Origin of the sequence: Flavobacterium sp. LC2016-13 (assembly GCF_009707955.1) — a bacterium.
Lineage (GTDB): Bacteria > Bacteroidota > Bacteroidia > Flavobacteriales > Flavobacteriaceae > Flavobacterium.
The window spans coordinates 184,977-210,094 of the sequence record NZ_WMDQ01000010.1 but is presented as its reverse complement, the minus strand read 5'-3'; the positions used below and the strand labels follow the sequence as shown (position 1 = coordinate 210,094).

Genomic DNA, 25,118 nt, shown 5'->3' with positions numbered 1-25,118 from the left:
AGAACTTCTAGTGAAAAAAATCACAAAAACCTCATTTAAACTGCACAGTTACCTCGGATTGTTTTTCGGGGTACTGTATCTGTTTTTTGGAATTTCGGGCACTTTATTGGTTTTTAAAAAAGAGATTGAGTATTTCAATAATCCACCAATGCATTGCTGTGTAAAGGGCAGTAAAACCATTTCGTTAAATGAGATGTATCATAAAGTCTCTGAGACGTATCCCGAAGCACGACAGATTATGTTGCAGACTTTTCCGAGAAATAGCTGCGACACCTATGAATTTATGATTTTTAATTATCAGGGCAATACAATCGATAATTATCTCTATTGTTGTATGATAGACCCTTATTCGGGGAAAATTGTAAGAGAAGGCAGTTTCGGCTCTTTGCAGTCGCCTTTTTTCCGCTGGCTGTATGTTGCGCATTACTCGCTTTTAATTGATAAACCAGGCAGACTCATAACTGCCATTGCGGCCATTGCTTTACTGTTAAACTTAATTACAGGTGTGATCATTTATCGTAAAAAGATATTTGCTGTACTTACTTTTAAAGAGAAGTTAAATCGTAAATCTTCCAGATCCCTTTCTTCTTCATTGCACAGGATTATTGGTGTCTGGACTTTGATACTTAATTTCATTCTTTTTTTCACCGGTTTCTGGATGAATAAAAGTCTTTTTCTACCTGCTGAATGGGAATTGATTCCTAAGAAAGAACAGAATTATCAGGTAAAGGCAAATATTGACCAAGTAATAAAACATGCCAGAGAAATTCCGAATTTTAATCCAATTGCCATAAAAATAGCCGCTGATAAAAAAACGGATATTATAGTAAGCGGCGAGTTTTCGGATACTGAAAATCCATTGTATTTTGGTAAAGGGAGTGACATTTATTATGACAGTGATAATGGCAATTGGATCAAAACAATACGGATTGAAGAAAAATCATTTTCCGACCGATTTTATTGGATGATGAAACAGCTTCACAGAGGGGATTATGATAATTTTTGGATTAAAATTCTTTATGTAATTGCCGGATTTAGCCCTGCAATACTTTCTATTACGGGATTTATTCTTTGGAAAAGAAAAGGCAAAAAGCAATAACTGCTTAAAAACAGGTTGAAACTTCATTATGAAAATAATAGATTAGGGCTCCAAATACTTTTAATTTGAACTGTATTTCTTGACAAGATTCATAAATAAATCTCCAATGAAGCGGGTCAGAATCATCTTAAACCATTATTTACGGTTCGAAAAAATAGACTAAAAGAAGCTCTGAATATCTTATTACTGCAACATAAAAAGAGGTTCGTGATCTACAGAACACAAATCATGTTTAAAACAGATAATATTTATCTTTTTTGTTTAATTTTTAGCAGTGATTTAATTTCCTTATCAGGCTTTAAAAGGGGTTCAATAAATGAGTACAGAAAACATGAAGGGCAAATATTTTATAAAGATTAAATTTTAATTAACCTTGTCGGATATTATTAGAAACATAAATATTCAGCAGAGATTTATATGAAATAAATTTGCATGAATTTTAAAAAACACTTTTTTCTTTTGTCTAGTCGTTCTCAAGAAAACCTTTTTTTGTTTTGGCAGAAATGATAAATTAATTGTTATTATTTCAAATTAACATGTTTTGTTATTAGAATATTTTTGTACTCTAAAACATTTTAAAATATGTCAACAATAAAAAAAGAAGAGACCAAAGTTGTAATTATTGGTTCTGGAGTATCTGGTTTAACATTAGGAGCTTTACTTTCTCAGGCTAACATTCCTTTTATTTTGTTAGAACAAAGCAGCTTGAGTGCAATTAAAATGCAAAATCGAGCAGGTTCAGTAGAAGCAAGAGCCTCCAAAATGTTTTTTCGCTGGGGTTTAGGCGATGTAGTGGTTGGTCCGCCGGCAATGGATACAGAATTTCGTTATGAAGGTAAAAGCTATATGCTTTCAACAAATGTTGGAGATGGAAGCATTGATTCCGAAGTACGCCTTTGTCCGCAGCAATTATTGGTTATAAACTTAATTAACAATCTTACTGAAAAAAACTGTGCATTGCATTATGAAGCAAAAGATGTTAAGATTATAAACCTTGAAACGAAAAAACCAACTGTAACCTACACAGACAAAGAAGGTGGTAAGCACGAAATATACTGCGATTTTATAGCTGGCTGTGATGGATATAGCGGAGTTAGTAAAAAAGTGATTCCTGATGGTATTTTGAAAAAATACACACAGGATTACGGTATTACCTGGCTGAATTTGTTTGTAGATATAAAACCTAAAATCTGCATGTCTATGGGAGAAAGAGGACTGGCAGCTCAATTCCCTAGACAAGATAAAAGCAGGGTGTATTTAGAATGTCACCCGACAGATAAATTAGAGGATTGGACAGACGAAAGATGCTGGAAAGAAATAAAGTCGAGAATGTATGAACCTGATATGGAAGAAACTTCTATTTTAGAAAAATCACTATTTCCATTGCGCAGTGCAGTTTTTGAGCCGATGAGATATCAAAATATATTTTTGGTAGGTGATGCTGCACATATCATTTCGCCAGTGGGGGGCAAGGGAATGAATCTTGCATTATATGATGCCGATATTTTGGCAACAGCTCTAAAAAGTTATTTTGAAACCGGCGAAGAAACAGCATTAGACGCTTACTCAGACACCTGCCTGAAGCGTACTTGGAATTATCAAGAATTCTCTTCTTCTTATGTAGATATGCTACATGACAGCTCAGAAATGCTGGGTAAAAGTCCTTACAGGGCTAAATTGGCAAAAGCAAATTTAGAAAGATTAATTGAATTGGGCTCAGCATCTAGATTGTACTCAGAAATGATGGCCGGCATTTAATCATATTTAAATTTCTCAACCCACAATGGTCTTAAACATTGTGGGTTACCTTTTTATGGATATATTGCAATCAAAAATGTATAAAAAAATGGCAGCTAATAATGATTTTGAAATATTAAGAAATATAGATGCCAATCCAAAAGAAGTAATGGCTTTTAATTTCAAAACCCCATTAGATGTATTCGAAAAATCGTATCGTCACAGCCACAGAAAAGCGCAACTGCTTTATGTCAAAAACGGTGTATTGAATTGCGAAGTTGATAATGCAATTTGGCTAGTACCGGCACAAAATGCGGTTTGGATTCCCAGCGGTCTATCACATTGTGTTTTTGGTACTGGAGCTGTTGAATGTGTTTCCATTTATTTTGAACCTACAAAAAAAGTGTCTTTGCCTGAAAACTGCTGCACACTATTGGTAAGCAGATTACTCCGAGAATTAATTATGGCTTGCTCCTTATTTGTTATTACTGAAAAGTATTCTAAACAAGAGTTAAATATTATAAATGTTTTGTTAGATGAAATTTGCATTGCAAAAGTTGAAAAGTTGTATCTGCCAATGCCTGCCGATGCAAAATTGCAGGATTTAGTAGGTTTTCTAATAAATGATCCTTCTAATAAACAAAAAATGAGCCAAATAGCAAAGCAGATTGGTATGAGTGAAAGAAATCTTGCAAGAAAATTATCAGAGGAAACAGGTTTGAGTTATGGTCAATGGAAGCGACAATTACATATTGTTACTGCTATAAAAAAGTTGTCTTTAGGCGAAAGTGTTAAATCCATTGCTTATGAATTAGGATATGAAAGCAGTAGCAGCTTTGTTACAATGTTTAAAAAAGTTTTAGGCAAACCTCCACTTCGCTATAATATTGATAGTGATAAATAGAATTAATCAGACTATTATTACTTAAGTATGAATACTGGAAAAAATACTTAAATTGACTATAGATTATAAAAATAAAACATATTTAAAACTAGCTAAATTCAGATTAAATAATTATCATTAAGAACACATGACAACCAAATCATTTTTATAGTATAAATATAATGAAAGTTATGACTAAAAATAAATCAAATTATTAAAACAAGAAATGATCAGAGATTGACTAATTATATATTTGATAAAATAACATCGTTGTCACAATTGAATATAATCTCAACTTAATTACTATTGGCATAAAAGCAAGAGACTCATATAAAGTAGTATTAATGATTTTAAATTCCAGTCAGCCCTAACTAGGGTAGTTTCTTTCAATGTATAAACTAAGTTTCCCTTTTGTTTTGTCAGTATATTCAGAAATAGAAAGCAGTTTTGATGAAATCACAAAAAAACATATCAATAAAATTAATCATTCAGCTCAAAGAATGGAGAATATAATAGAACTATACTTAGTTATTCCAAGGTTGATATAAAAAACAACCAATAGAAAATATACATCTAAATAAAATAATTGAAAACGTAAAAACTCATATGTACTTATAATAAGAGAAAAGGATACTACATTTTTTGATTTCCATTTTCCTGAAATAGAAAACGGATTATACATTATTATAAATAAGCTTTTTTACCTTTTACAAAATATAATGAAATTTTCGAAAGCAGATCATGCTCCAAAGGTAAATAATAGCGTGCTCTTCAAGTAATATTAAACTAATTGATACAGTGTACAGATCATAATAAAAAATAACGGAACAGGAGGGACTGCCAGCAGTCTTTCAGAACTAATTTTAAACTAACTTCATTCAAAAAATTAGTATCAAGAAAATATAATTGAATCGGCACTTTTCAGAAAAATTTTAAAAATACAATAAAATGTATGAATGTTCTAACTTTTACAATGCATCAGCAAGTGCATCAGCAGCACTTACAGGCTTAATTTTTATAGGGATCTCTATTAATCTAGAAAAAATTTTGCAGCATTCATCACTTCCAACACGAGCATCTTTCTCTCTGTTATTATTAATTTCTATTTTGATTTTTTCTCTTATTCTGCTTATACCAAAACAAACCCCCAAGTTAATTGGCTTCCTGTTTACATTTCTAGGTTTTATTTTATGGGCAATTATAACGAAAGCAGATTTAAAAATCCACATAGAAACAAATCCCGAATATAAAAGACTTTTTTTAATGAATCTATTTTTTGACCAGTTAGCTGTACTACCATATATAATTGGGGGTATTTATATTTTATTTTTAGGTCAAACAGGATTGTATTTTATTGCTTTTGCTTTTATTGTATCATTTATAAAATCTGTTTCAGATGCATGGGTTCTGCTAATAGAAATTCTTAGATAGAAAAAAATAAATCGACTAATTACTATATCTTAGGGTTAAATCACAAACTATTGCTAAAAATTAGTTTTAGTTATTTTGATAAAAAAATCTAATCTCTTTCATTTTTTAGCAACTGTAAATGAATAATTAAAATCTAAAAGATAATGTCATTCCTATCTGACTTGGCATTGCAGCAACAGAAGACCTTCTTAAACTGGTATCACTGCTTCCATATAACAAATAGTGTTCATTGGTTAAATTTTTAGTCCATAAAAACAATCCGTAATTTTTATAACTTAATCCAAATCTTGTATTTACAACATGATAAGTGGGCTGGTAGAGACTATTTTGAATATCAGTATAATATCCTCCAATGTTTCTAAATTCAACTCGAAACAGTAAATTTACTTTTTCTGAGGTTTCGATTGAATATTGAGCTGCGGTATAAAATGTTGTCTTTGGAGCATTAGATAGTTTATTACCTCCTATTGGTGTTACAATTACTGATCCTGATGCAAAATCTATTCTTTTTAAATCAAAATCTTTATATTCAGCATCATTTATTGCATAGGCAAAATCCAATTGCAGGCCTTTTACAGGAATAATATTAGCTTCTAATTCAATTCCTTTTGAGTATGCATCACCTACATTTTCCATAGAATAAGTAGCCGGTGCAACCAAATTAGAGAATTGCAAATCCTGCCAATTAATCATAAATGCTGCTACATTCAAGTTTACTCTGTTGTCCCAAAAATTGGTTTTGTAACCTAATTCAAAATTATCCGAATATTCGGGATCATAATCTTGACGGACTCCCGCAGGAACAATTTGAGAACTTATTCCTCCAGCTCTAAAACCACGTGTAAATGTCGCATAAACATTTGATTTTTTGTCAAGATTATAAATTAAAGAGGCTTTAGGAGAAAAAGAACTATAGCTTACCGACTTTGTTACGTCAGGTTTTATTTGTGTAAATACCCCGCCCACAAAAACGGCATCTCCAAAACCATTAAAAACAGATTCACGTTCTTCAATATCGTATCTTGCTCCAGCAACTACTTTTAGCTTATCTAGAAATTTATAACTGATTTCTCCAAAAGCTGCATATCCGCTGTTATTTCTTTTATTTCTATAAATTACATATTTATTTGGAGCCAATTCATAGGCTAAATTACTTGTTGGGTCATAGCTAATTTGCTTAAAACCATATAAACCCGCAATGTATTGAAACTTGTTATTTTTGTTAGAAGAATTAATTCGAACCTCTTGACTCCATACATTTTGTGTTGGTAGTTTTTCTCCAATACTACTTCTATAGAAGGATTCATAATAACCAGGGAAATCCATATTTTTAAACAAAAAATAAATTTGTTGGAAAGCACTAATAGAAGTTAGCTCGAAGTTTTGGGCTTGATATTTTACTGTTAAGGAATAATTAGTCATTTTTCTTTCATGAGTTCCTATTCTAGCCAGATTAATGACCGTAGGTGTTTCCAAAGCAATTTTTTCCGATTTTTGTGATACCAAATAACCTGATGCATTTGAAAAATCTCTTTGATGTTTGACATTAGCGGTAAAACTAAGTTTATGATTAACGAGCCATTTCAAGAAAATATTTCCATATGTGTTTTCTTCATCCCCAATGGTTTTTCCGTTTAAACTGGTATCTGTCGATGGGGTTCCTGTGATGTCGTTTTTCATAAAACCATCTTTTTTCAGGAATAAACCATTTAAACCAAAAAATAATTTGTCTTTAATAAATGGTGTTTTGATACCAGCCGAATAACGCTGTAAAGCAAAATTTCCGCTTTCCAGTTCTATAAATCCTGTAGTTTTATTGGTCGGTTTCTTAGTATAAACATTTACAACACCCCCCATAGCATTTCGCCCAAAAAGGGTACTTTGGGGCCCGCGTAAAATCTCAATACGATCAATATCGGTAAGTTCAAATCCACCAGCCATAATATCAAATGAATTTACATCATCAACATAAGTGGATACAGCCGGGTTATAACTAAACACCTGAATTCCCCTTATAGAATGTATCGATTGAAAACCAACACCAGATCCTTGGTATAAATAATTAGGAACTCTTGCAGTTAAATCAGAGTAGCTTATTAATCTGGAATCTGCGATTGCTTTTGCCGAAATAGAAGTGACAGATACAGGAACCTCTACATTTTTTTGTTCTACTTTGTTGGCCGTTACAATAACCTCTTCAAGCTGACTGTTTTTTGTACTGTCTTTTTCCACTTTGTTTTGTCCATATGTATATTGTATTGACAGCGTTAAAAACAAAATAATTTTTTTCATTTCGATAATTATAATTAATTCAGCAGCTAGTTTTAATTGAATAAAAAAATAGCGTTTTGTGATTTTTTTATACAAAAGCTTACCACAGTTTTCGGGCGCAAAACTATATTATTTTTTTCTTTAATATATAACATTCCAGAAAGAATTATTTATGTAAATAAATTTTCAAAACCAATATTTTAATAATGTCTTCATCCTGATGTAAAAAAACAAAAAAGTAATGCTTTACAATAATTATTCTGTTGTAAAATTTTAATCTTATACAAAAATAAATGGGCTGCCAAAAATGACAACCCATTTGTTTTTTCTTAAATTCATTTATCTAATCAATATTAAAGGTGTTGAAATATCAAAATTTTAAACCCTTTTGCTTGACTTTCTCAGAAAGTCTTTCATTTAAAAATTAAGATTAACTTCATACAATTAAATAACAATAGTGAATAAAATTAGATATTAAAAAATAATCCAAACTGGCTTGTATTACCTACTAATGCTTTGAATTCAGAATTAGAAGAAAATGAATAATTATAAGCAAAATTCATTTTTTTATAATTAATTCCAAAACCCATTACTACTTGTTTAAAATTACTATACCCTATTTGTAACGAAGCTTTTTTGATGTAATTTACACTGAAAGAAGTAAAAGCTTCAACTTTTTTATTTTGAGCCTCTGTCATTAAAACAGAAGGGGTTAAATCGAATTTTTCATTAAGTTTGAACTCGTATTCGGTATAAGCTGTAAAACCTACATTTTTTTGTTTGTGTTGTAATAATGAAGGAAGCCCTAATGCTACTTGCAATTTTTTGAATTTGTAAACAATGCCAACTTCCATATCGAATCCGTTTTCAGAATAGCTGTTTCCTAACAAATAAGGATCTTCCAAATCAACATTATCATTCGGATTAAATCCATTACTGTAATTAATAGATTGTTTATTGAAACTTACTCCAAGTCCTGCAGATAAAGACTGAGTATCTGAAAGGTCAATTTTATAAGCAAAGGCTTGTTTTATTTCAAACTGTGCAAAATTACCTTGTTTAATATTAGTAAAAACAGTAGCCATCGATACTTTTTTGACCAATGGCAAATCCAGAATAGCTTGTTGCCAAACCAAATCTTTAGCATCATCTAAATTTTTGGACGTAACTCCATACACCGCCGCTACACGTATTTTTTCAAATTCACCTGCATAACCTATATTTATAGCTGTTTTATTATCTTTAAATAGCCTGTTGCTCAATTGAAATTGAGCATGGGCTAAGGGGGCAAAAAAGAGTGTAAAGTTTAATAGATAAAATAATCTTTTTGATATATTTTTCATTTAATTTTTCGTTTTATAAATTGACCATTTGTAACTATTTATCATAGGTATTTCATTTTACTAATTATGATTTTTTCACTAAGTGCAAAACCTCTTTATAAATGAATTTATTTTTATCCTGATCTGTTCCGCTGATGTAAATGTAGTACTCACCGTTTAGTAAATCATTTCCACTCCAATCGTTTTGATAATTCGTTGTTTCATACACTTTTTGTCCTCTGATATCGTAGATAGATAAGGTATATTGGTTGAATAATGCTAATTTTTCTATAACCAAAACGTCGTTGTGCCCATCTCCATTTGGAGTAAGAAGATTATTGTATTTTATTTTTTTTGGAATACTGCTGTCGCTAAAAACAAATGGATTTTCGAGTGTTCCAATTATTCCATCAGCTACAAAATTAATTGCCTCTACTGGCGAATTCGAAACTACATTATTAGATTGGTCATATACTTTAAAAGTAATAGGGACATTCTGATCGTTACTGTAAACAATCAAAGTAGCTACATAACGATCCTGGCTTTTTAAATAGGTAATAGGAGAAGCAACTCCCCGAACATCAGCACCAATAAAGGCTGTAATTACATCCTGTGTATTGCGTGATTCTTCAGAATTGACATTCAAAACACAAGTGATTATCATTGAGTGATTATAGTCATTTGGGTTTACAGACCAGTTTGCAGGTACTTGAGCGTAAAGTCTCGCAACACTAAAAAGAAATACAAAAAATGTATGCTTTATTATTTTTTTCATTTTTTATGTTATTAAATTCGAAGTTTGAACTAGTACTTATAACATCAAATCATCTGAGCTGATGCTTAGTAAAAGTTTTAAAATAACACTGCTGTAAAACAAATCACAGCAGTGTTATCAACTAAATCAAGACATTTTTGTACTCTATTTGACTACACGTCTGGACTGTAACACATTCCCTTTTGAGTCATAAGTCAGAACTAAATAAACTCCAGAAGGAAGATTTGACACATTTAATATTACTTTAGAATCTGTTGGTGAAACCGCATTCGTTTTCACTAAAGATCCCTTCATATCTACTATACTAATACTTTTAATTTCATGATGTTCATAAAGATCTATGTTAAGCACATTGGTAAACGGATTAGGATAAATCATTAAGTCAATAGAATCTTCCTGAGGTATTCCTGAACCAATTGTCAATGCTTTTGGAGTTGCCAGACCACCTAAAACAACATTGTTATTAAAAGCGATCACTTCATTAATTGCAGCAGATTTTTCATCGTCTAAAAATTCAAAATTCACTTTATCGTTGTCATTACTACCATAAATAGTCATGAAATACGATGTTTTGTTTGTTATTGGATTGTAAATAGCAGGTGCCTGACCTCTTAATTCTTTTCCAACAAAAGCTTTCAAATAATTATTTTTGGATTGATTATCTCCCACAACTTCTGCAACAACATTCATCGTGTTGGCATATTTGGTAACCGCTTCTATGGTTTGATTTGCGTATAGATTGTCGTTATTTGACATTTTACTAGTAGCAGAATAACTCAGATTTGGATAATAAAAATGTCCGTCAGAAGCTGATTTCATCATGTATCCTTCACCCGGTTTGAGAGCTGTTAAATCTCCAACCCAGCCAATATTTTTATTATAGATAGCCAAGTGATATTGGTTCTTGATAACATCTCCTTCCTGCACATTTGCAAAACCAGCCAGCGCTTGATTGATTGGTGTGTTTTTAAAACCTATATAACCAATCCAATTCCAGCCTTTTACAAGATCAATTTTCACTTCACTTCCTTTTAATAAAAGTCCGTTATATTTTAATTGATTTTCGTTAGTCACAAAGATTTTGTAACCGCGACCATTTTTAACTCCCCCTTTGGCAGTAAGTGTTCCTAACCAGCCTTCTTGAGAGCTATAACTATCGACGGCATCTATAGCACGTATCAAATCACCGCTGACAGCCTTGATTGGTTTTAACAGATCGTTTGTTGTAAGCTGTTTGCTTGGATTGTAATTGTAATTTAAATGAGATGAAATCCACGTCCAGCCTTTTGGCAAATCATATGTATATTCAATAACATCTACTGCTTTAAGCATTTCGGGATTAATTGCGGTTCCTTTTACGGTATTAGAGTCGAAAGAATAAGACGGTGTAACGTCTCTGTGAATTTGTCCGTCGCTGGCATTCCAGATACGGAATTCAACTGCTTCTCCCAAAGGTTTATTACTGTAGATACTCACATAAGCCTGATAATTATCTAAAGCTTGTATGTAGGTTAATTTTGCAATTCCACGACATTCATCCCCAACAAATGCGGCTACTTGATCATTGGGATCTCTTGAAACATCACCATTAATATTCAATTGCGCAATCACGTTCATCGAATATTGATAATTGGCTGGTGTAACTTTCCAGTCTGCCGGCAATGGTTTTGCAACATCTAAACTAAGATTTAGAACCTCAGCAAATCCGAATTCAGTTTCCAGCAAAATATCCTGAACATAATTCCCGATGTTCACATTTTTATCAACGGTAAATGTAACCGGAATTGAACTTACAGGAGTCAAAACACCGCTGCTTGGACTAACAGTAAGCCAAGAAGGCAAGTTACTGATGTTGTAATTAAACACTTTCCCACCTGTATTTTGAATTCTGGTTTCGAATGTAAATCCGTTACCCGATTCAATAGCAAAGTGTTTATCTGATTCTGCCCAAATCACTTGGTTTTTATCCACGTAAGCTGTCCAGCTTACAGGAGCTCTCATAGTATTTCCGTTCAAATCCTGAACTCCGGTCACACTAATATCTAAAATAACATTTTCTAAAATGCTGTCCGGATCGGTAGTAGTCAGGATAATTTTATCCTGATTAGCTGAATAGCCAAAGTTTACTTTTCTAACCGGTCTTGGCAGTTTTACCAAAGGAGTATCTTGCATATAAGCAATTTGCCCTTTAAGTTCAGCTTGAACACCATTTGATCTTACTGCTGTATTTCCAGTAGCTGCAGAAGAATTAGATGCTTCTAACAATTCGATACCCATATTGGTTTTATATTTATCAAAAGGCAAGTATAAATCCAATCCAACTTCGTCTCCGGTTAGCATATAACGCATATCACGTTTAATTTGCAAAGCAGAACGAGTTCCTTGCCAAATTCTAACCTCGTCTAACGAGCCAGTAAAATGTTGCGTTTGTTGAGTAGTTCCAATTGCATCTACCCAGCCCATAGAACCTAAGTAAAGTGCCGCTCCACCAAATCCAGAAAACCCAGCAGTATCTGTTTCAATTGTATTTTGCTGATTTCCATCAACAAAACAAACTGTATTAGTAGCACGATTAACCACTAAAGCAAAATGATGCCACTGATTGTCAAAATAATTATTAGGCGATGCTGTAAACGTTTTATTGTTATTCCAAACTTCTAATAAACCAGAAGTATTAGCACGAATAGACCAACCATTTTTGTTCAAATCCTGATCGTCTCCCTTCCCGTTAGAAAGCAAAGTAGCTCCAGTTGTTTTATCTCCTTTAAACCAAAATTCTACGCTAAAGTTTGCTACATCTAAATAAGCAGGCGAGCTAATAGCAGGAGAATTAGTAGTTGAAGTCGACAACGCATTACCAGATAAAGCTACTTGCCAAGTCCCAGAAATTAATTGTGCGTGACGTTCTCTAACGATATCATTGATAACCACACCTTCTGTTTCTTCCATTGTCCAGTTTCCTAAAAGACCTGGCTCATTGTTTTTCAAACGTTTTGTAGCTACAACATTGATTTGAGATGCTGTTAGCGCTTTGCCCCAAAAACGTAATTCGTGCATGTTTCCTTTGAATGAAGACGCTCTTGATAAAGCATCTTTTCCAACGAAAATTTTGCCTGTTGCCTCATAATTTGGAGAATAGCCCTGTTTTACAACATCCAATATTCCATTAATATATAATTTACCTTCTTGATTCGTAGCATCATAAGCAAAAGCATAATGTACCCAAGTATCATCAACTGAAATAGTTTTAGCCGAATTTAATTTTATACCTGCTAATGCAACCTCAAATTGATTCGCAGCATTAAACCCAACACTAAGTGATTGGGCCTCGGTACTTCCTTGAGAAAGCAATACTTCAGATCCTGATTTTTTACGTTTTGCATAAAAATCAAGAGAGAATGAACGACGATTTAATTGAATACCTTCTGGTATTTCCATATAATCGTTAGCCCCGTTGAAATAAATGCTGGCAGGATGTTTTAATTCTCCTCCTTGGATGACACCTCTAATATCAAAATTGTACGGATTTAACAAACCGGCATTTACAGGTTCATTAAATTGTATCATAATTTCGTCACCCGCTGATAGGATTCCGTCAGCAGGCTGTGGTGCACCAAATGAACTTGGATTGATACGATCGATAATACCAGTAATCGTTGGTGACGTAAAAACAACATCATCTGCCTCTCCCTGACACATACTTTGAATGCGTACATCATACAAATCATCGGTTAGTTTGGACACATCCCAATTATAAATAAAATCAGTACCTCCTTGTTCTGTTAATAAAGGCGCTTTTCTTGCAACTTCTTCAGAACCTGCGTTGGTACGTGACTCTTCATTACGATAATAGGTTTCTAAAAGTTTCCAGTTAGACTCTGATTCACTGGCACGTTTGTACTGAATTTTAATTCCTTTAAAGCCTTGATAATTAACATCGTAATTATTTACTTTGATAGGTAATCGGTTATTACCATCATAGTTTACAGTCCAATTGTTACCTGGGCTTACAATAGTTGCTTCAGAACAAACCGGAATGTATTCAATATCCATAGTGATTTCTTTGTGAATACTTTCGTCGCAAGTCGATTCAAAAACCAAAGTCAAATCTTTGTATTTGTATTCTTTTGGACCTCTTAAAACGGTTAAGGTTTGACGGATCTTTTGCCCAAAAGGAATTGAAACTTCTACAGGTTTTACTAAGGTTTCTCCGTTCAATAATACAACCAGACCATCAGGATTAGATGCCGGATCTATTGACATTTGATACGTAATCTCCTGATCTGTGGAAGAAGGAATTAATTCGGTTTCGTTGCGTAATTCTAAATCAAAAGTAGCGGCTTTGCTCGATGGTACGTTTACCATTGTGGCTTTGTCGTTTCCGTTTACCAATATGCCCGGTTTTTCGATTTGAACGGTACGTTTACTTAATAACGGTTTTTCAGCATCATTATACATCGTTAATAACTGGCTGTAAATTGCTTTTTTCTCTTCGATAACTGCAGTTACAGTTTCAATTTCTTGATTTTGTTTGTCAAGATCGTCTGTTATTTGCCCTCCTAAAGGATTTGCAATAAGATGTCTATCTTTTATGATTTTTATTTGTTCATCTAAAACTGTTGGAAACATTTTTATCCAATAATCCAAATAATAGGTATGTTCTTTGGTTACTTCTAATTCTTTTTCTCTTTCGAAAGGGCAAGACGTTTGTCCTCCTACAATTTGAAAGATAGGTCCATCACTACCTTTTCCGTCATAAATATTCATGCTATAAGCATTGTACTTATCATTATCTTGTATTGTATAAGATGTTGTAACGGTGTTAATGCTTGTGTCGTTTGCGCTATCGCTAAAAGTTTTATCTCCTCCACCGTGAATACTATAGGCTGGGCCTATTAAAACTCCTGCTCCTAATAAAAATTTCCCCTCTGCATCTGCAGAAGCTCCCGCCATTACTTCAGTAGAAGATATGGTGGTTTCGGTAGTTTCGGTAGTCGAAGTGTTAGAATATGCAATTCCTGAACTAATAGAAATATTTTTCTGTTTCGGTTTGTTACCAGAAATAGCGGTGTATTTTTGAATTTCGTTGGTCATCAAAATTTCTTCCCAAGCTCTAATCTGAGTATTATACCAACGTACTTTATCCTGAATAATACCGTTTGTTTTAGGAGCTATTGATCGATTAAAACTATAACTTGCTCCGGTATCATCTTCAGCATCATCTTTCGTATAATCATTTTGATTCGCCAAAGTTCCCAAACGAGGATCGTCATTATTTACTCCATATAATGGGTTTGAAGTATCCAATTTTGTAACATATACATTAGCCTGGTCTATAAAAAGACTATTTCTAATGGCTGCCAATTTCGGAATTATATCCGTTTTGATATGGTCTTCTGAATATAATAATAAGGTTTCGCCTTTTTCTTTTTGGTAATAAGTTTCGCCTTTATTCAAAATGTATTCTTGACCATCATCTCCAGTTACTTTTGGTCCTACGCATCCCACACATTTATTAGCCAAAATAAATTTTAAATTATTAGCCCGACCAATTTCTATGTTTTTAGAATCGGCAATAAAGAAATCGCCTTTTTCAAAAGCATCTTCGGCTGTAATCGTAAGATTTTGTGTTGTACTATTTGCTTTCGCACTTGTTTTTTCATTACCTAAATACCTTGAACCATAAGTGGTAGCCATTACTTGATTTTCACTTTTACCAAGATGAAGACCTGCTAAAGGAGTTTCTAATTCATAATCAAAAGCAACTCCCGCACCAAAACTCCAATCTCCACCTGCTTGTGTACTACTAGTAGTTTCTTTGGTTATCGTACTCCCTTTTTCTAAGGTTACGCTACTGCCGCTTCCTGGGGGAATTCTAATAGTAGTGGTTATAGAAGCAGGTGCTTCAGTAATAAAATCAGTACCTGGCATTTTAGAACCTCCTAAAACATACGCCTTATATCCTTTGGAAGCATCGTTTGAATTTGGCCAATAAACAGTATAATCGCCCGTTTTTAAGGCAATAGACATTGATTTTACAAAAGTATCTTCGATACCAGAGCCTTGAATTAAATCTGGATCTCCACCTACAAAGTTATAGTTGACGCTACCTCCATTTTGCAAATCAAACTGATGTGTGTTTCCTGAAAGAGAAACCCATTCTTCATCGGTTAACTGATAAGCTGCCGATGAACCTCCATCTGCTTTAGCACTTATATTGTTGCTTATCGTAACTTGACCGTCCAAAACTGGTACTTGATCAGTAGCTGGATTTTTGACAGGTTTTGTTCCGTAATACGCATATTTTTCAATCGCTTTAATCGTTACCTGATACCCTTTTCCTTGTAAAAAAGCTGGATATGGCAATGTTTTAGTAGGCAAATTAATGTCTTTAGATAATTCTTTGTCGTATATTTTTACCGTAGTTTCTCCCACTAATGTTTTTTCCGTAATGATATTTCCATTACTATCAAGTTCTTGGGTGTTAGGTAAATAATCTAACGAAGTATTACTTTGTACCACCATACTTGGGGTGCTTCTGTAAATCAATCGTTTGGCTGCATTGTACCTTACTTTTTGAGCAACATACCCTCCAGAAACCAAAACAGGCTCTTCTTCTTCAATTCCTTTATAGGCTGCATCATCGTCTAATTTTATAGAAGATATGTCTTTTGATAAAAACAAAATTTTATCATCAGCTGGATTTGCTTCATCTCCAATAAAAGACACATCTGAGAATTCGTACTCATTTGGAGGTAACTTAATTTCAAACTCTCCCGTCTCAGGATCCGTTTGTACTGAACGTTTAATACGAGTATCTTTTGAAGTCAATGTAAAATAAGTTGCTCCAATATTGTTAACACGCTGTACGTCTGTTTGTAATTTTCCTTTATAAGCAGAAAAACCTAATTTTTTGTTCGCCTGAACCAATCCGCCAACTACGCAACCTGTAAGGGTATGCTTGGTATTGTCTAAAACTTCTATGCCAGACAAAATATCCTGATAATCGTAAGTACCTGTTGTTGGAAATTTATTGCTTACAAACGTGTGTCCGTCTTTTCTAAATTCTAAAAAGTGCTTACCAATAGGCACTACTACTTGAAATTGTCCAAACTCATCTGATAAAATTGCTTGTCCGTTTTTCATCAATTGTTGCGCTCCGTCCAACCAAATAGAAACGCCTTTTGAGCCCGAACTCTGAAAATGAGTTGGGTCGTTTTCGGTATTATCAAAATCATATCGAATGGTTCCCGTTACATTAAAGGAAGACTGATCGATAAAATCGATATTGTTTTCGATGCTTCTGCCTTCACCTAAAAATAAAACACGATTACTTGGCGAAAAGGCATGAATAGCACCACTAAGTGTTATAGTTGGCGTTATACTAAAATTTTCTCCCGAACCAGTATAAGAAATACCTTCGATAACGTAATTTCCGTTTTTATCTGTAAATCCTGCAAAACCTAATTGTTCTCTCGAAGGAACTTCTTTACTCCAAGTAGCACCAATTAAATCGCCATCAATTTTGTTGAAAACACCTGATTCTTTGGACGAGTCAAACACAAAAGGTCCAACCCCTTCGTCAAAACGCCAGTTTCCAACAATATTTGGAGTTTCGGCCTGCACCAATCGGCTGTAATCTCGTTCTACATCTGCGGAGGTAAGAGCAGCTTTGTAAATACGGAATTCATCTAACAATCCGTTATAATAATCATCAGACCCGTTACTTCCTAAATAAATAGCATTGCTAACATTGGCTGTTAATGCACCATTAGCATTGATCGATTTATCTAGTTTTCCGTTGATGTATAATACTAATTTACTATTATCATACGTAGCAAAAATATTAGAATAATTACCGTCAACCAGTTTTACTTTTGAAGTTATAGTAGTTCCAGCAATAGTAACTTCTACTCTTTCATTATGCAAGGCTACTTCAAAAACACCTGACTGACTGGCTAAAACTTGTTTAGAAGTCCACGCTTTTGGTTTTGCCCATATCGAAACTGAGATTCCGGTTGTATTATACACAATATTTTCTTGGTTCGGATTGATTTTTACGGTTTGGTTTACACCATCAAAAGCCAAAGCATTTCCTGTAGCTGTTCCGTCTTTCTCGGCAACCAGCTTTACATTAGGTACGGCAACGCCGCCTACATACGTTACATTCCCGGTTACAACTGCCGATGGCAATCGAAACCCAATACCTGTTGCTAAGCCTTTTAACCCAGTTAATTGTGTGTATGGAGTTCCTGAAACTCCGTTTATATCATAACTGGTAATTTTTTCTAAACCACAATCGGCAGTAGCTACTACAAAATATTCATAAAGTGTTTGTGCAGTGGCTTTATTATCTGCCCAAGAACGAACGGTTTTATCAACTGTAGCTTGTAATTCGGGAGCAACTGTGCTGTTTAACACTCGACGATAAATTTTGTAATTGCCTACAAAGTCGGCATTTTCATCGATTTTCCAGTCCAATTGTACTAAATTCCCAAAATATCCTTTTGAGGTTTCCAGATTATTAGCCAAAAATACACTCGAAAGATCAATATTGGTAATACTCAATTTATCTGAAGCATTGTCCTGAACAAAAACTGCAGCTGCAGACGACTGACAGCTATTTACTGCTACAATTTTGTACGAATACGATTCGCATGTACTTACTTCTTTGTCTGTATAAGTTAGCAAATACCCTTTGTTTCCGGCTACTTGATCCTTAATTTGCCCTTCGTAGAAATCACCTATTGGTAACTCGATAGTTGTTTCAGTACCTTTTTTTAAATCCTTTCTGAAAATTTTGTATTTCTGATCGGTTGCTTTTTCAAAATCTTCCAAACTCCATTGAGACTCATTCCAAGATAGTTTCACCCCAGAGTCAGCACCTGTAACCATAACCATTTGGGCATTTGTGGGTGCTACTGGATTAGCAGGAGAAATTCCCATTGTAGCATCTTCCGATTTATCGCCTTTGGCATCAGGACATTTCCCTCCATTGGCGGCTATTTTAAAATAATATTTTTGTCCACGAGTAAGTCCGGTAATGGTATAAGAACGTTTAGACCCCGAAATAATATCAGAAAAAGCCGTAAAAACACCATTTGGAGTAGTGGAACTATATACCACAAAATTACTCGGACTGGCTTGCATCCATTGCCATTTTAAATCGACTGAACCATCACATTTGGTCGTACTGGCAGTCAAATCGGCGGGTATAGGCAACGGGTCGTAGGCAGAACCTTCGGTGGAAGCTTCGTCTATGTAAGTTCCTTGCCAATACAACCGTACAATTGGACTAATAGCACCAGTAACACCTGTTATCACAAAACTAGTCTTGTCAATTGATACCTCGGTATTAAGACCACTACCGTTATCGACTACATACTTAAAATCGCCAGGATTAAAACTCGAAGGAATAGTCATTTTATCCCAGGATAATTTTACTGAATTACAACCTTGGGTCGCTCTTACGGTTGGCATACCAGGTAAAGTTGGAGTGCTCAAAGAGGCATTTAAATAAGTAGTTTTACCGCTTTTGCCACCATTACCATTGTCAAGCGTTTCTGCTTCACCTCCAATAGTAAGCTGATTTCCATTTAAAAACTTTGCCGGAAGCTGGTAGGTAACATACAGTACACCTTTGTCTCCGTATCTTTTACCTTCGTAGTAAGATATATTATTAGGCCCTGCGGTTCTATAGGAATCGAAATACCAGTAACTATCATCAAGATCGCCATCTCCTGAGGTAAGAAAAATAGTAGTACTCATATTTGGCAAATAAAGAAGCTTAGTCAAATGAAAAATATCACCTTCGTCACCTACGCTAATGTATAATCTTTTCAGATAATCATCCATGTTTTCTGGATCACCATCGGCAATCATAGCCGAAATATACAATTTAGAACCAACAATCTTAGCATTCCAATGTTCGCCAAAGTTGTATGAACTTCTTAAATCCACACTGGCGGTATTTAGTATTGTGTGTCCATTCTGTGCATTTCCCAAAAATGATGTTAAGAGCAATGCAAAAATAAGTAATAACATTTTTAGTTTTTGAAAGACTTTCCAAAAGTCAAAGAGTAGTGTTTTTTCCATAAAAGTATATTAGAAATTAAGAACTTGCAAAACAACAAAAACCTTTAAAAACATACTTATGTAAAGATTTAAAGCTTGTCCAAAAATGAAGATTTTGGCAAACAAAAATATTTTACCAGTAAATACTTAATTTTAAAAAAGCAAGCATTGTTGATTTTAAAAAATCTTGTTTTTAAAACTGTATTTTTTAACTTTGCAGAACTTAAAAGCCGATAGCTTATAAGTTTAAAAAATAACTTTGATGCACCCTTATATTTCGGTATTTACTATTTTTCTGGCAATTTTGATGACTTATCATAATTGGAATATTAACCGTAATTCCATTTTTTTATCCGGATTCATTTATGTACTCTCATCATATTCCTTGATACACTATGTATTGTTTTTTAAAAAGAGTGTGTTTTTACTGGCTATTTTTTATAATAATACCGCTCCGATTGGTTTTTTGATTGGGCCATTATTATATTTTTATGTGAGAGGTACTTTATTTGATAATAGTAAGTTAACCAAAAAAGATTGTTTACACTTGATTCCAGCCTTTGTCAATCTGGTTAGTATAACACCTTACCTACTAACACCTTTTACTTACAAATTATCATTGGCACATAGAATAGTCAAAGACACTATGGTTGCAAAAACGTTTACAGTAGGACTTTATCCTAATATTGTAAACATCATTGCAAGACCTACTTTGCTTTGTATTTATGTGGTATCGGTACTTATTATGTTATTTCGTTTTTGGGCTAAAATGAATACCAATAATCGTATTCCTAAAAAACAAACTCGCAAAATGCTAATATGGCTCTTTAGTTTTGTCTTTATAATTGTCTTTATAATTGTTTCTTTTGCGATACTTTCCTATTCTTTTTTGAAGGAACCAAATCCAGATCTTAGGCAATTTAAAACTAGTTTACCAATGGATATTGTTAGTTTTTGCTTGTTAATAATACCTTTAAGCATGTTATTTTTTCCTGAATTATTGTATGGAATTCCGCAAAGAGGAAGAAATGTAAATGATTATTTTGTAAAACAAAATGAAAAAGTACAACCTGAAGAACAAATTATTTTAAAAGATATTTTTTCAACCGAAGCGTCAGATATTTTAGATAAAGAAGAAAGAAACCCACCTGAAGAAGAGCTACAACAAAAAGATATTGAACCAAGATTTATTGAATTATCTCAATCAATTTTAGATTACATTAAAAAGAGTGAAATTTTTCTAAATGCTAATTTTTCAATGGAAGAACTTTCCCGATCTATGAATGTACCCAAACATCATCTTTATTATTGTTTCAATAGTATATTAAAAGTTAAATTGACAAAAATACGAGCAGAACTGAGGGTAGAATATGCAAAAAAACTAATAGAAGATGGTCTTTTAGATACATTAACGCTTGATGCAATAGGAAATAAAGCTGGATTTTCTTCACGGTCTTCTTTTCAAAGTACCTTTAAAGAAGAAGTTGGTTGTACACCTGGCGAATATTTAAAAACAAAACCCTAAGTATTTTTCTAATAAATATTAACTAAAAATCCGTTTATTAGATTAATAATAGCTGTCATTATTTTTTTAGATTTAGCATTTTTGTTATTATAACTAAATAAATTTGTATTGAGAATTAAAAGTGAGTTCTAATTTTATTGAACCAATTATAATACGACCACCTTTTATAATACGACCACCTTTTTACCATAATGACTAATAAAAAGCCATTTTAATAACATGGCTTTTATTTTTATCAAAATGTCCCGTCCTGAAATAGCGATTATTTCTCCAACGCACGCTTTGACTAACCATTATACCTAAACTGGGTTTCATATTAGTCCTTTTTTACTACGTACTCGTTTTCTTAACTTAAAAAAGTAATAAGTCAAAATATGCTAAATCTGCACATTTTGAACGGTAAATAAACAAGCTACTATTTTTGAAAATTACAAAGCAACATTCTCCACTTACAACCACTCTCAATCGGGTAGTCGATAGCATTTCAGATGAAACGCAAGCTGCGTTAACGTTTTTTATCAAAAATAAAGAGCTATGAGTCTTTTAAATCTTAGAAAAGCTTAAAAAAACAACGGTTTGTGATTATTTAGGTATTAAAGTTAACTACTTAGTTGTTAAAAAAACTAAGTAGTTAACTTTAACATGTCGCAAAAAGTTCTTTTCATTATTAATGTCCCAAATATACGTTTACTGCATTAGCTACTCCATCATCATAATGAAAAGCTTTGGGTGAATTATAAGCATCAATATGTTGAAATCCTGCTTCGAGAATAAAAGTTGTAGCTACTTCTGGGTCACCATAAAATCTATATTCTTGTGGCTTTCCATCAAAAATTCGGGTATATTCACTATTTTTTAAACAATTATTTTCTGAATATTCCAAAGCTTTTTTTACCTTTTCTGAAAGGGTTAAAAATCCGAATGGAGCAGTATTATAGATATCTGGAATTTGTAAAAGCGTTTTAGAGTTCCACGCATGAGGAACTATATCATAATTATTAATAACGGAATGATAATGGTTGCCAAATTTACTTTCTGCATATTCTACAAAAGCTTTGTTACCAGAACTTGCACCTGCACTTGGATAGGTAGAAACTAAAAATGATTTGTGTTCTTTTTCTTTCCATTCAATTATTTTAAGAGCTAATAATGGAGATAAAGTACCTGCTAAACTATGTCCGCAAGTTGTTACTTCTGCATTTTGGTCTAATGGTAATTGACTTAAAAAAGAAATGATGTTTTGATTTTTATCGTTTTTTAAATTCTTCAAAATTTTTACTCCATCATAGCTACCACCTGCTATTTTTGCATTAGGAATAGTTTTCCAACTTCTCATAAATTTAGTTTCGACTTTAAAATCTTCATCAAGCCATCCAAATTTTGAAATAAGATTAGTCCCTGAAATAGAAATTACGTAAAGTGTTTTATTTTCATCATCAGGATCTTGACCTTTTGCAACAAACATAGCGTTATCTGTAATAAATTCATTAGGGATAACTTTTAGGTTTTTATCCCTTTGCTTACTATTTTTAGTACAAGGTCCCCAGACAATATCCCAATTACCAATGTATGCTTTTATGGTTTCGTTGTTTAAAGCTGAAGTTACTTGATCGCATAAATAATCCTGTAATTCTTTTTCGGTACTTTTATGGATATTTTGATTGCAATTTGATAATGCTGATAAAATAGAAATTACCTGATGTTTTTTGGTCAATGGATTTAAATCGTTGTTTTTCATAACTTTTAAGTTTAGTATTTTTTATTTGTTTGATTTTTCTTTAAAAAACCTATCTTCAAAAAATTAAGCTGCTGACGCTTTATTAGATATTAAATCAATAATTGATGTATGTTTTTTAGAAAGTTCTTCAACTAACTTTTCTTCTATATTCAACATCTCGGCAATTTCTCTTGGTGTTTTTCCTTGCAATAGCATATTAACAGCTTTTGCATCTATTATGTATTTAGCTTCAATGCCCGTTTGAGAGCTAATTTCAGAAACCGATTTTGATTCATCTTTCAATAAATACATTGCTTTTAATATATCTTTTTTTTCTTTTTTATTATAATATGTAATAGAATCAAGATTAACGACTGCGAAACGTATTGATGTATTTAAGTCAAATTCCTCATTATCAGCTTTAGCATCTTCTTCGGTGTTTTCTATCATTTTAATGGCTGCAGTCCATTTGTTCATTTCAGTTCTTTGCATTATTATAAACTCTGTAAATTCATGATAAGCATTATCCTTGCTAGTGTCGATTTCTTTAAATTTTTTATATTCTGCTTCAGTAAGAAATCCTGCTGCATAAAATGTTGTCAAAATATTTTTATAGAATGTTTTAATTTTTTCCATAGAAGAATTAATTTCCGATCGAACTGATTTTATTTTTTCATTTGACTTTTTGGTTTCATTCATTATTTTTTCAAAAAAATCTTTTCTTTCTTCCGCAGCAAAAATGGCCGTAATTATTTCAATAATCCCAAAAAGTGCTAATGCAATTGGTAGAATAGGTGCAGCAAATATCGAGATTCCTATTCCTATACCAACAACTGTATCTATTGTGTTAAATTTTGTGAATGAATCCTGAAATGCTGGTACAGTTAAACTTAAAGATACTAGTTGAATATTAACATCTTTTTTCCATGACTCATAGTTGTTTATTATTTGTTGAATATCCCCTTTCAAAAGATCTTTTAATTTATCTAGTTCCTCAATAACAATGTCAATATTTGTTATAATACCATCCTTTCCTTTTATAGCTTCTATTGCATTTTTCTTTCTCTCTGGATTGTCGGGTCTAAACACATTATCACCAATCCAAGCTGATATTGAAAACGTCTCGTTTTCTATCTTATTTAAAAGACTATCATAATCTTTTCGAACTGTTTTTAAATCTGAAATTGCTTTTACAACTTGATCTGTATTTTCCATATTATCGTATTTAAAAGTGTAAATTTTATCTTCTGGTTGCCATAGTGTGCCAAATTTCGCTTTCACAACTCCTTGTTCCATAACAATCCAAGAATCGTTATCATTTGTATTGAACGTAGTACTGAATTGAAAGTTTTTGGTATAAATAAATAATGTTTTGTTTGAAGCTCCCAATTCAGAGAAAATGCCACTTATAGATGTGTATTTCAATATAGTGTCACTAGTTACTTCTTTAAATTCGTGTGAGGGTATCTTTATTGCGTTTGGACGAAGTTGGTCAAATATTTTTACAGCTACTCCTGCTGGAAAATAGGTGGCTTTACCTATGGTTTTGATATAACTAAATGCAGTCCACAAAGTTTTTAACGAATTAATAGCAACAGGTGCATTCAATGTAGCAAGGCTAGCGGCTAGTGATATCGTATCAAAACCAACATCTGCTAATAACCAATCTGTGTTTTTTGTGGCAATTACGTATACGTCCTCTCTTAGATTATTACTTATGTAGATTTTACTCATTGTTTTCGCTTTATTTGTTTTTAAAATTAAACCTACTATGGGATTGATTTTTTACACTCACAAAAAAAAGTAAAATCTTCCTACAAAATAATGTTTTACACTTCAATATTGTCCAAAAACGAAGAATTTGGCACTAAAATTAAATTTTAACAGTCTATATCTTATATTTTGTACATTTTGTTTAAAAAAAAGTAAGTATTGTTCATTTTAAAAAAATCTTATTTTTAAAACTGCAATTTTTAATTTTGAATTAGTTTCAGTTGCTATTTAATGGATTTACTCGATTGTAGTCAAACACAAATAAGATTAGCTTTGTAATAAATATTTGAAGCGTAACTAACCTCTGCATTGTTTTTTATTCTATTGGAGACTAGCAACTTGAATTAATTAGTGTTTTTAACCTATGCTAAAGAGTCCTTTATTCTTTTATATCTTATTTAATTTTGTCACAAAGTTAGGGAACCGCCTGCGGGCGCTAGCAAAAAATTCCCCCATAAATGCAGCAAAAAATTCCTGCTTTATTGCGTTGCTTTTTGCGATTGCTAAGCGA

The 25,118-nt window shown here is 32.8% G+C and carries 11 protein-coding genes; 5 read left to right on the top strand and 6 right to left on the bottom strand.

Going from position 1 to position 25,118, the window contains the following annotated elements; genetic code table 11:
- Nucleotides 1–10: 10 nt before the first annotated feature.
- The 4 genes from GKZ86_RS19740 to GKZ86_RS19725 all read left to right on the top strand — a co-directional run bounded on the left by GKZ86_RS19740 (nt 11) and on the right by GKZ86_RS19725 (nt 5,150).
- Nucleotides 11–1,099 (top strand): PepSY domain-containing protein, encoded by a 1,089-nt coding sequence (locus GKZ86_RS19740; RefSeq protein ID WP_154784769.1) that lies wholly within the window; start codon nt 11–13, stop codon nt 1,097–1,099.
- Nucleotides 1,100–1,681: 582 nt separating this feature from the next.
- Nucleotides 1,682–2,857, top strand: a complete 1,176-nt coding sequence (locus GKZ86_RS19735) for an FAD-dependent monooxygenase (protein ID WP_154784768.1) — start codon at nt 1,682–1,684, stop codon at nt 2,855–2,857.
- Nucleotides 2,858–2,933: 76 nt separating this feature from the next.
- The gene (locus GKZ86_RS19730; RefSeq protein ID WP_194632589.1) at nt 2,934–3,740 is read left to right on the top strand and encodes a helix-turn-helix domain-containing protein; all 807 of its coding nucleotides are present in this window, start codon (nt 2,934–2,936) and stop codon (nt 3,738–3,740) included.
- 927 nt (nt 3,741–4,667) lie between these two features.
- Complete coding sequence (locus GKZ86_RS19725) at nt 4,668–5,150, top strand: hypothetical protein (protein ID WP_154784766.1); 483 nt, start codon at nt 4,668–4,670, stop codon at nt 5,148–5,150.
- Between the two features lie 126 nt (nt 5,151–5,276).
- Here GKZ86_RS19725 and GKZ86_RS19720 read toward each other — a convergent pair whose 3' ends face one another.
- The 4 genes from GKZ86_RS19720 to GKZ86_RS19705 all read right to left on the bottom strand — a co-directional run bounded on the left by GKZ86_RS19720 (nt 5,277) and on the right by GKZ86_RS19705 (nt 19,613).
- The gene (locus GKZ86_RS19720) at nt 5,277–7,442 is read right to left on the bottom strand and encodes a TonB-dependent receptor (protein ID WP_154784765.1); all 2,166 of its coding nucleotides are present in this window, start codon (nt 7,440–7,442) and stop codon (nt 5,277–5,279) included.
- Between the two features lie 446 nt (nt 7,443–7,888).
- On the bottom strand, nt 7,889–8,764 hold the full coding sequence (locus GKZ86_RS19715) for a PorP/SprF family type IX secretion system membrane protein (RefSeq protein WP_154784764.1): 876 nt from the start codon (nt 8,762–8,764) through the stop codon (nt 7,889–7,891).
- A gap of 64 nt (nt 8,765–8,828) precedes the next feature.
- Complete coding sequence (locus tag GKZ86_RS19710) at nt 8,829–9,518, bottom strand: gliding motility-associated C-terminal domain-containing protein (protein WP_154784763.1); 690 nt, start codon at nt 9,516–9,518, stop codon at nt 8,829–8,831.
- A gap of 144 nt (nt 9,519–9,662) precedes the next feature.
- Complete coding sequence (locus GKZ86_RS19705; RefSeq protein WP_154784762.1) at nt 9,663–19,613, bottom strand: LamG-like jellyroll fold domain-containing protein; 9,951 nt, start codon at nt 19,611–19,613, stop codon at nt 9,663–9,665.
- A gap of 241 nt (nt 19,614–19,854) precedes the next feature.
- Between GKZ86_RS19705 and GKZ86_RS19700 the strand changes: the two genes are divergently transcribed.
- Nucleotides 19,855–21,117 carry an AraC family transcriptional regulator gene (locus GKZ86_RS19700; RefSeq protein ID WP_154784761.1) on the top strand — a complete coding sequence of 421 codons (1,263 nt, stop codon included), beginning with the start codon at nt 19,855–19,857 and terminating at the stop codon, nt 21,115–21,117.
- A gap of 667 nt (nt 21,118–21,784) precedes the next feature.
- Here the strand turns inward: GKZ86_RS19700 and GKZ86_RS19695 are convergent.
- Nucleotides 21,785–22,855, bottom strand: coding sequence for a hypothetical protein (locus GKZ86_RS19695; protein WP_154784760.1), 1,071 nt, complete (start codon nt 22,853–22,855; stop codon nt 21,785–21,787).
- 63 nt (nt 22,856–22,918) lie between these two features.
- A complete protein-coding gene (locus tag GKZ86_RS19690) occupies nt 22,919–24,568 on the bottom strand; it encodes a hypothetical protein (RefSeq protein WP_154784759.1) in 1,650 nt (549 codons plus the stop codon).
- Between the last annotated feature and the right edge of the window lie 550 nt (nt 24,569–25,118).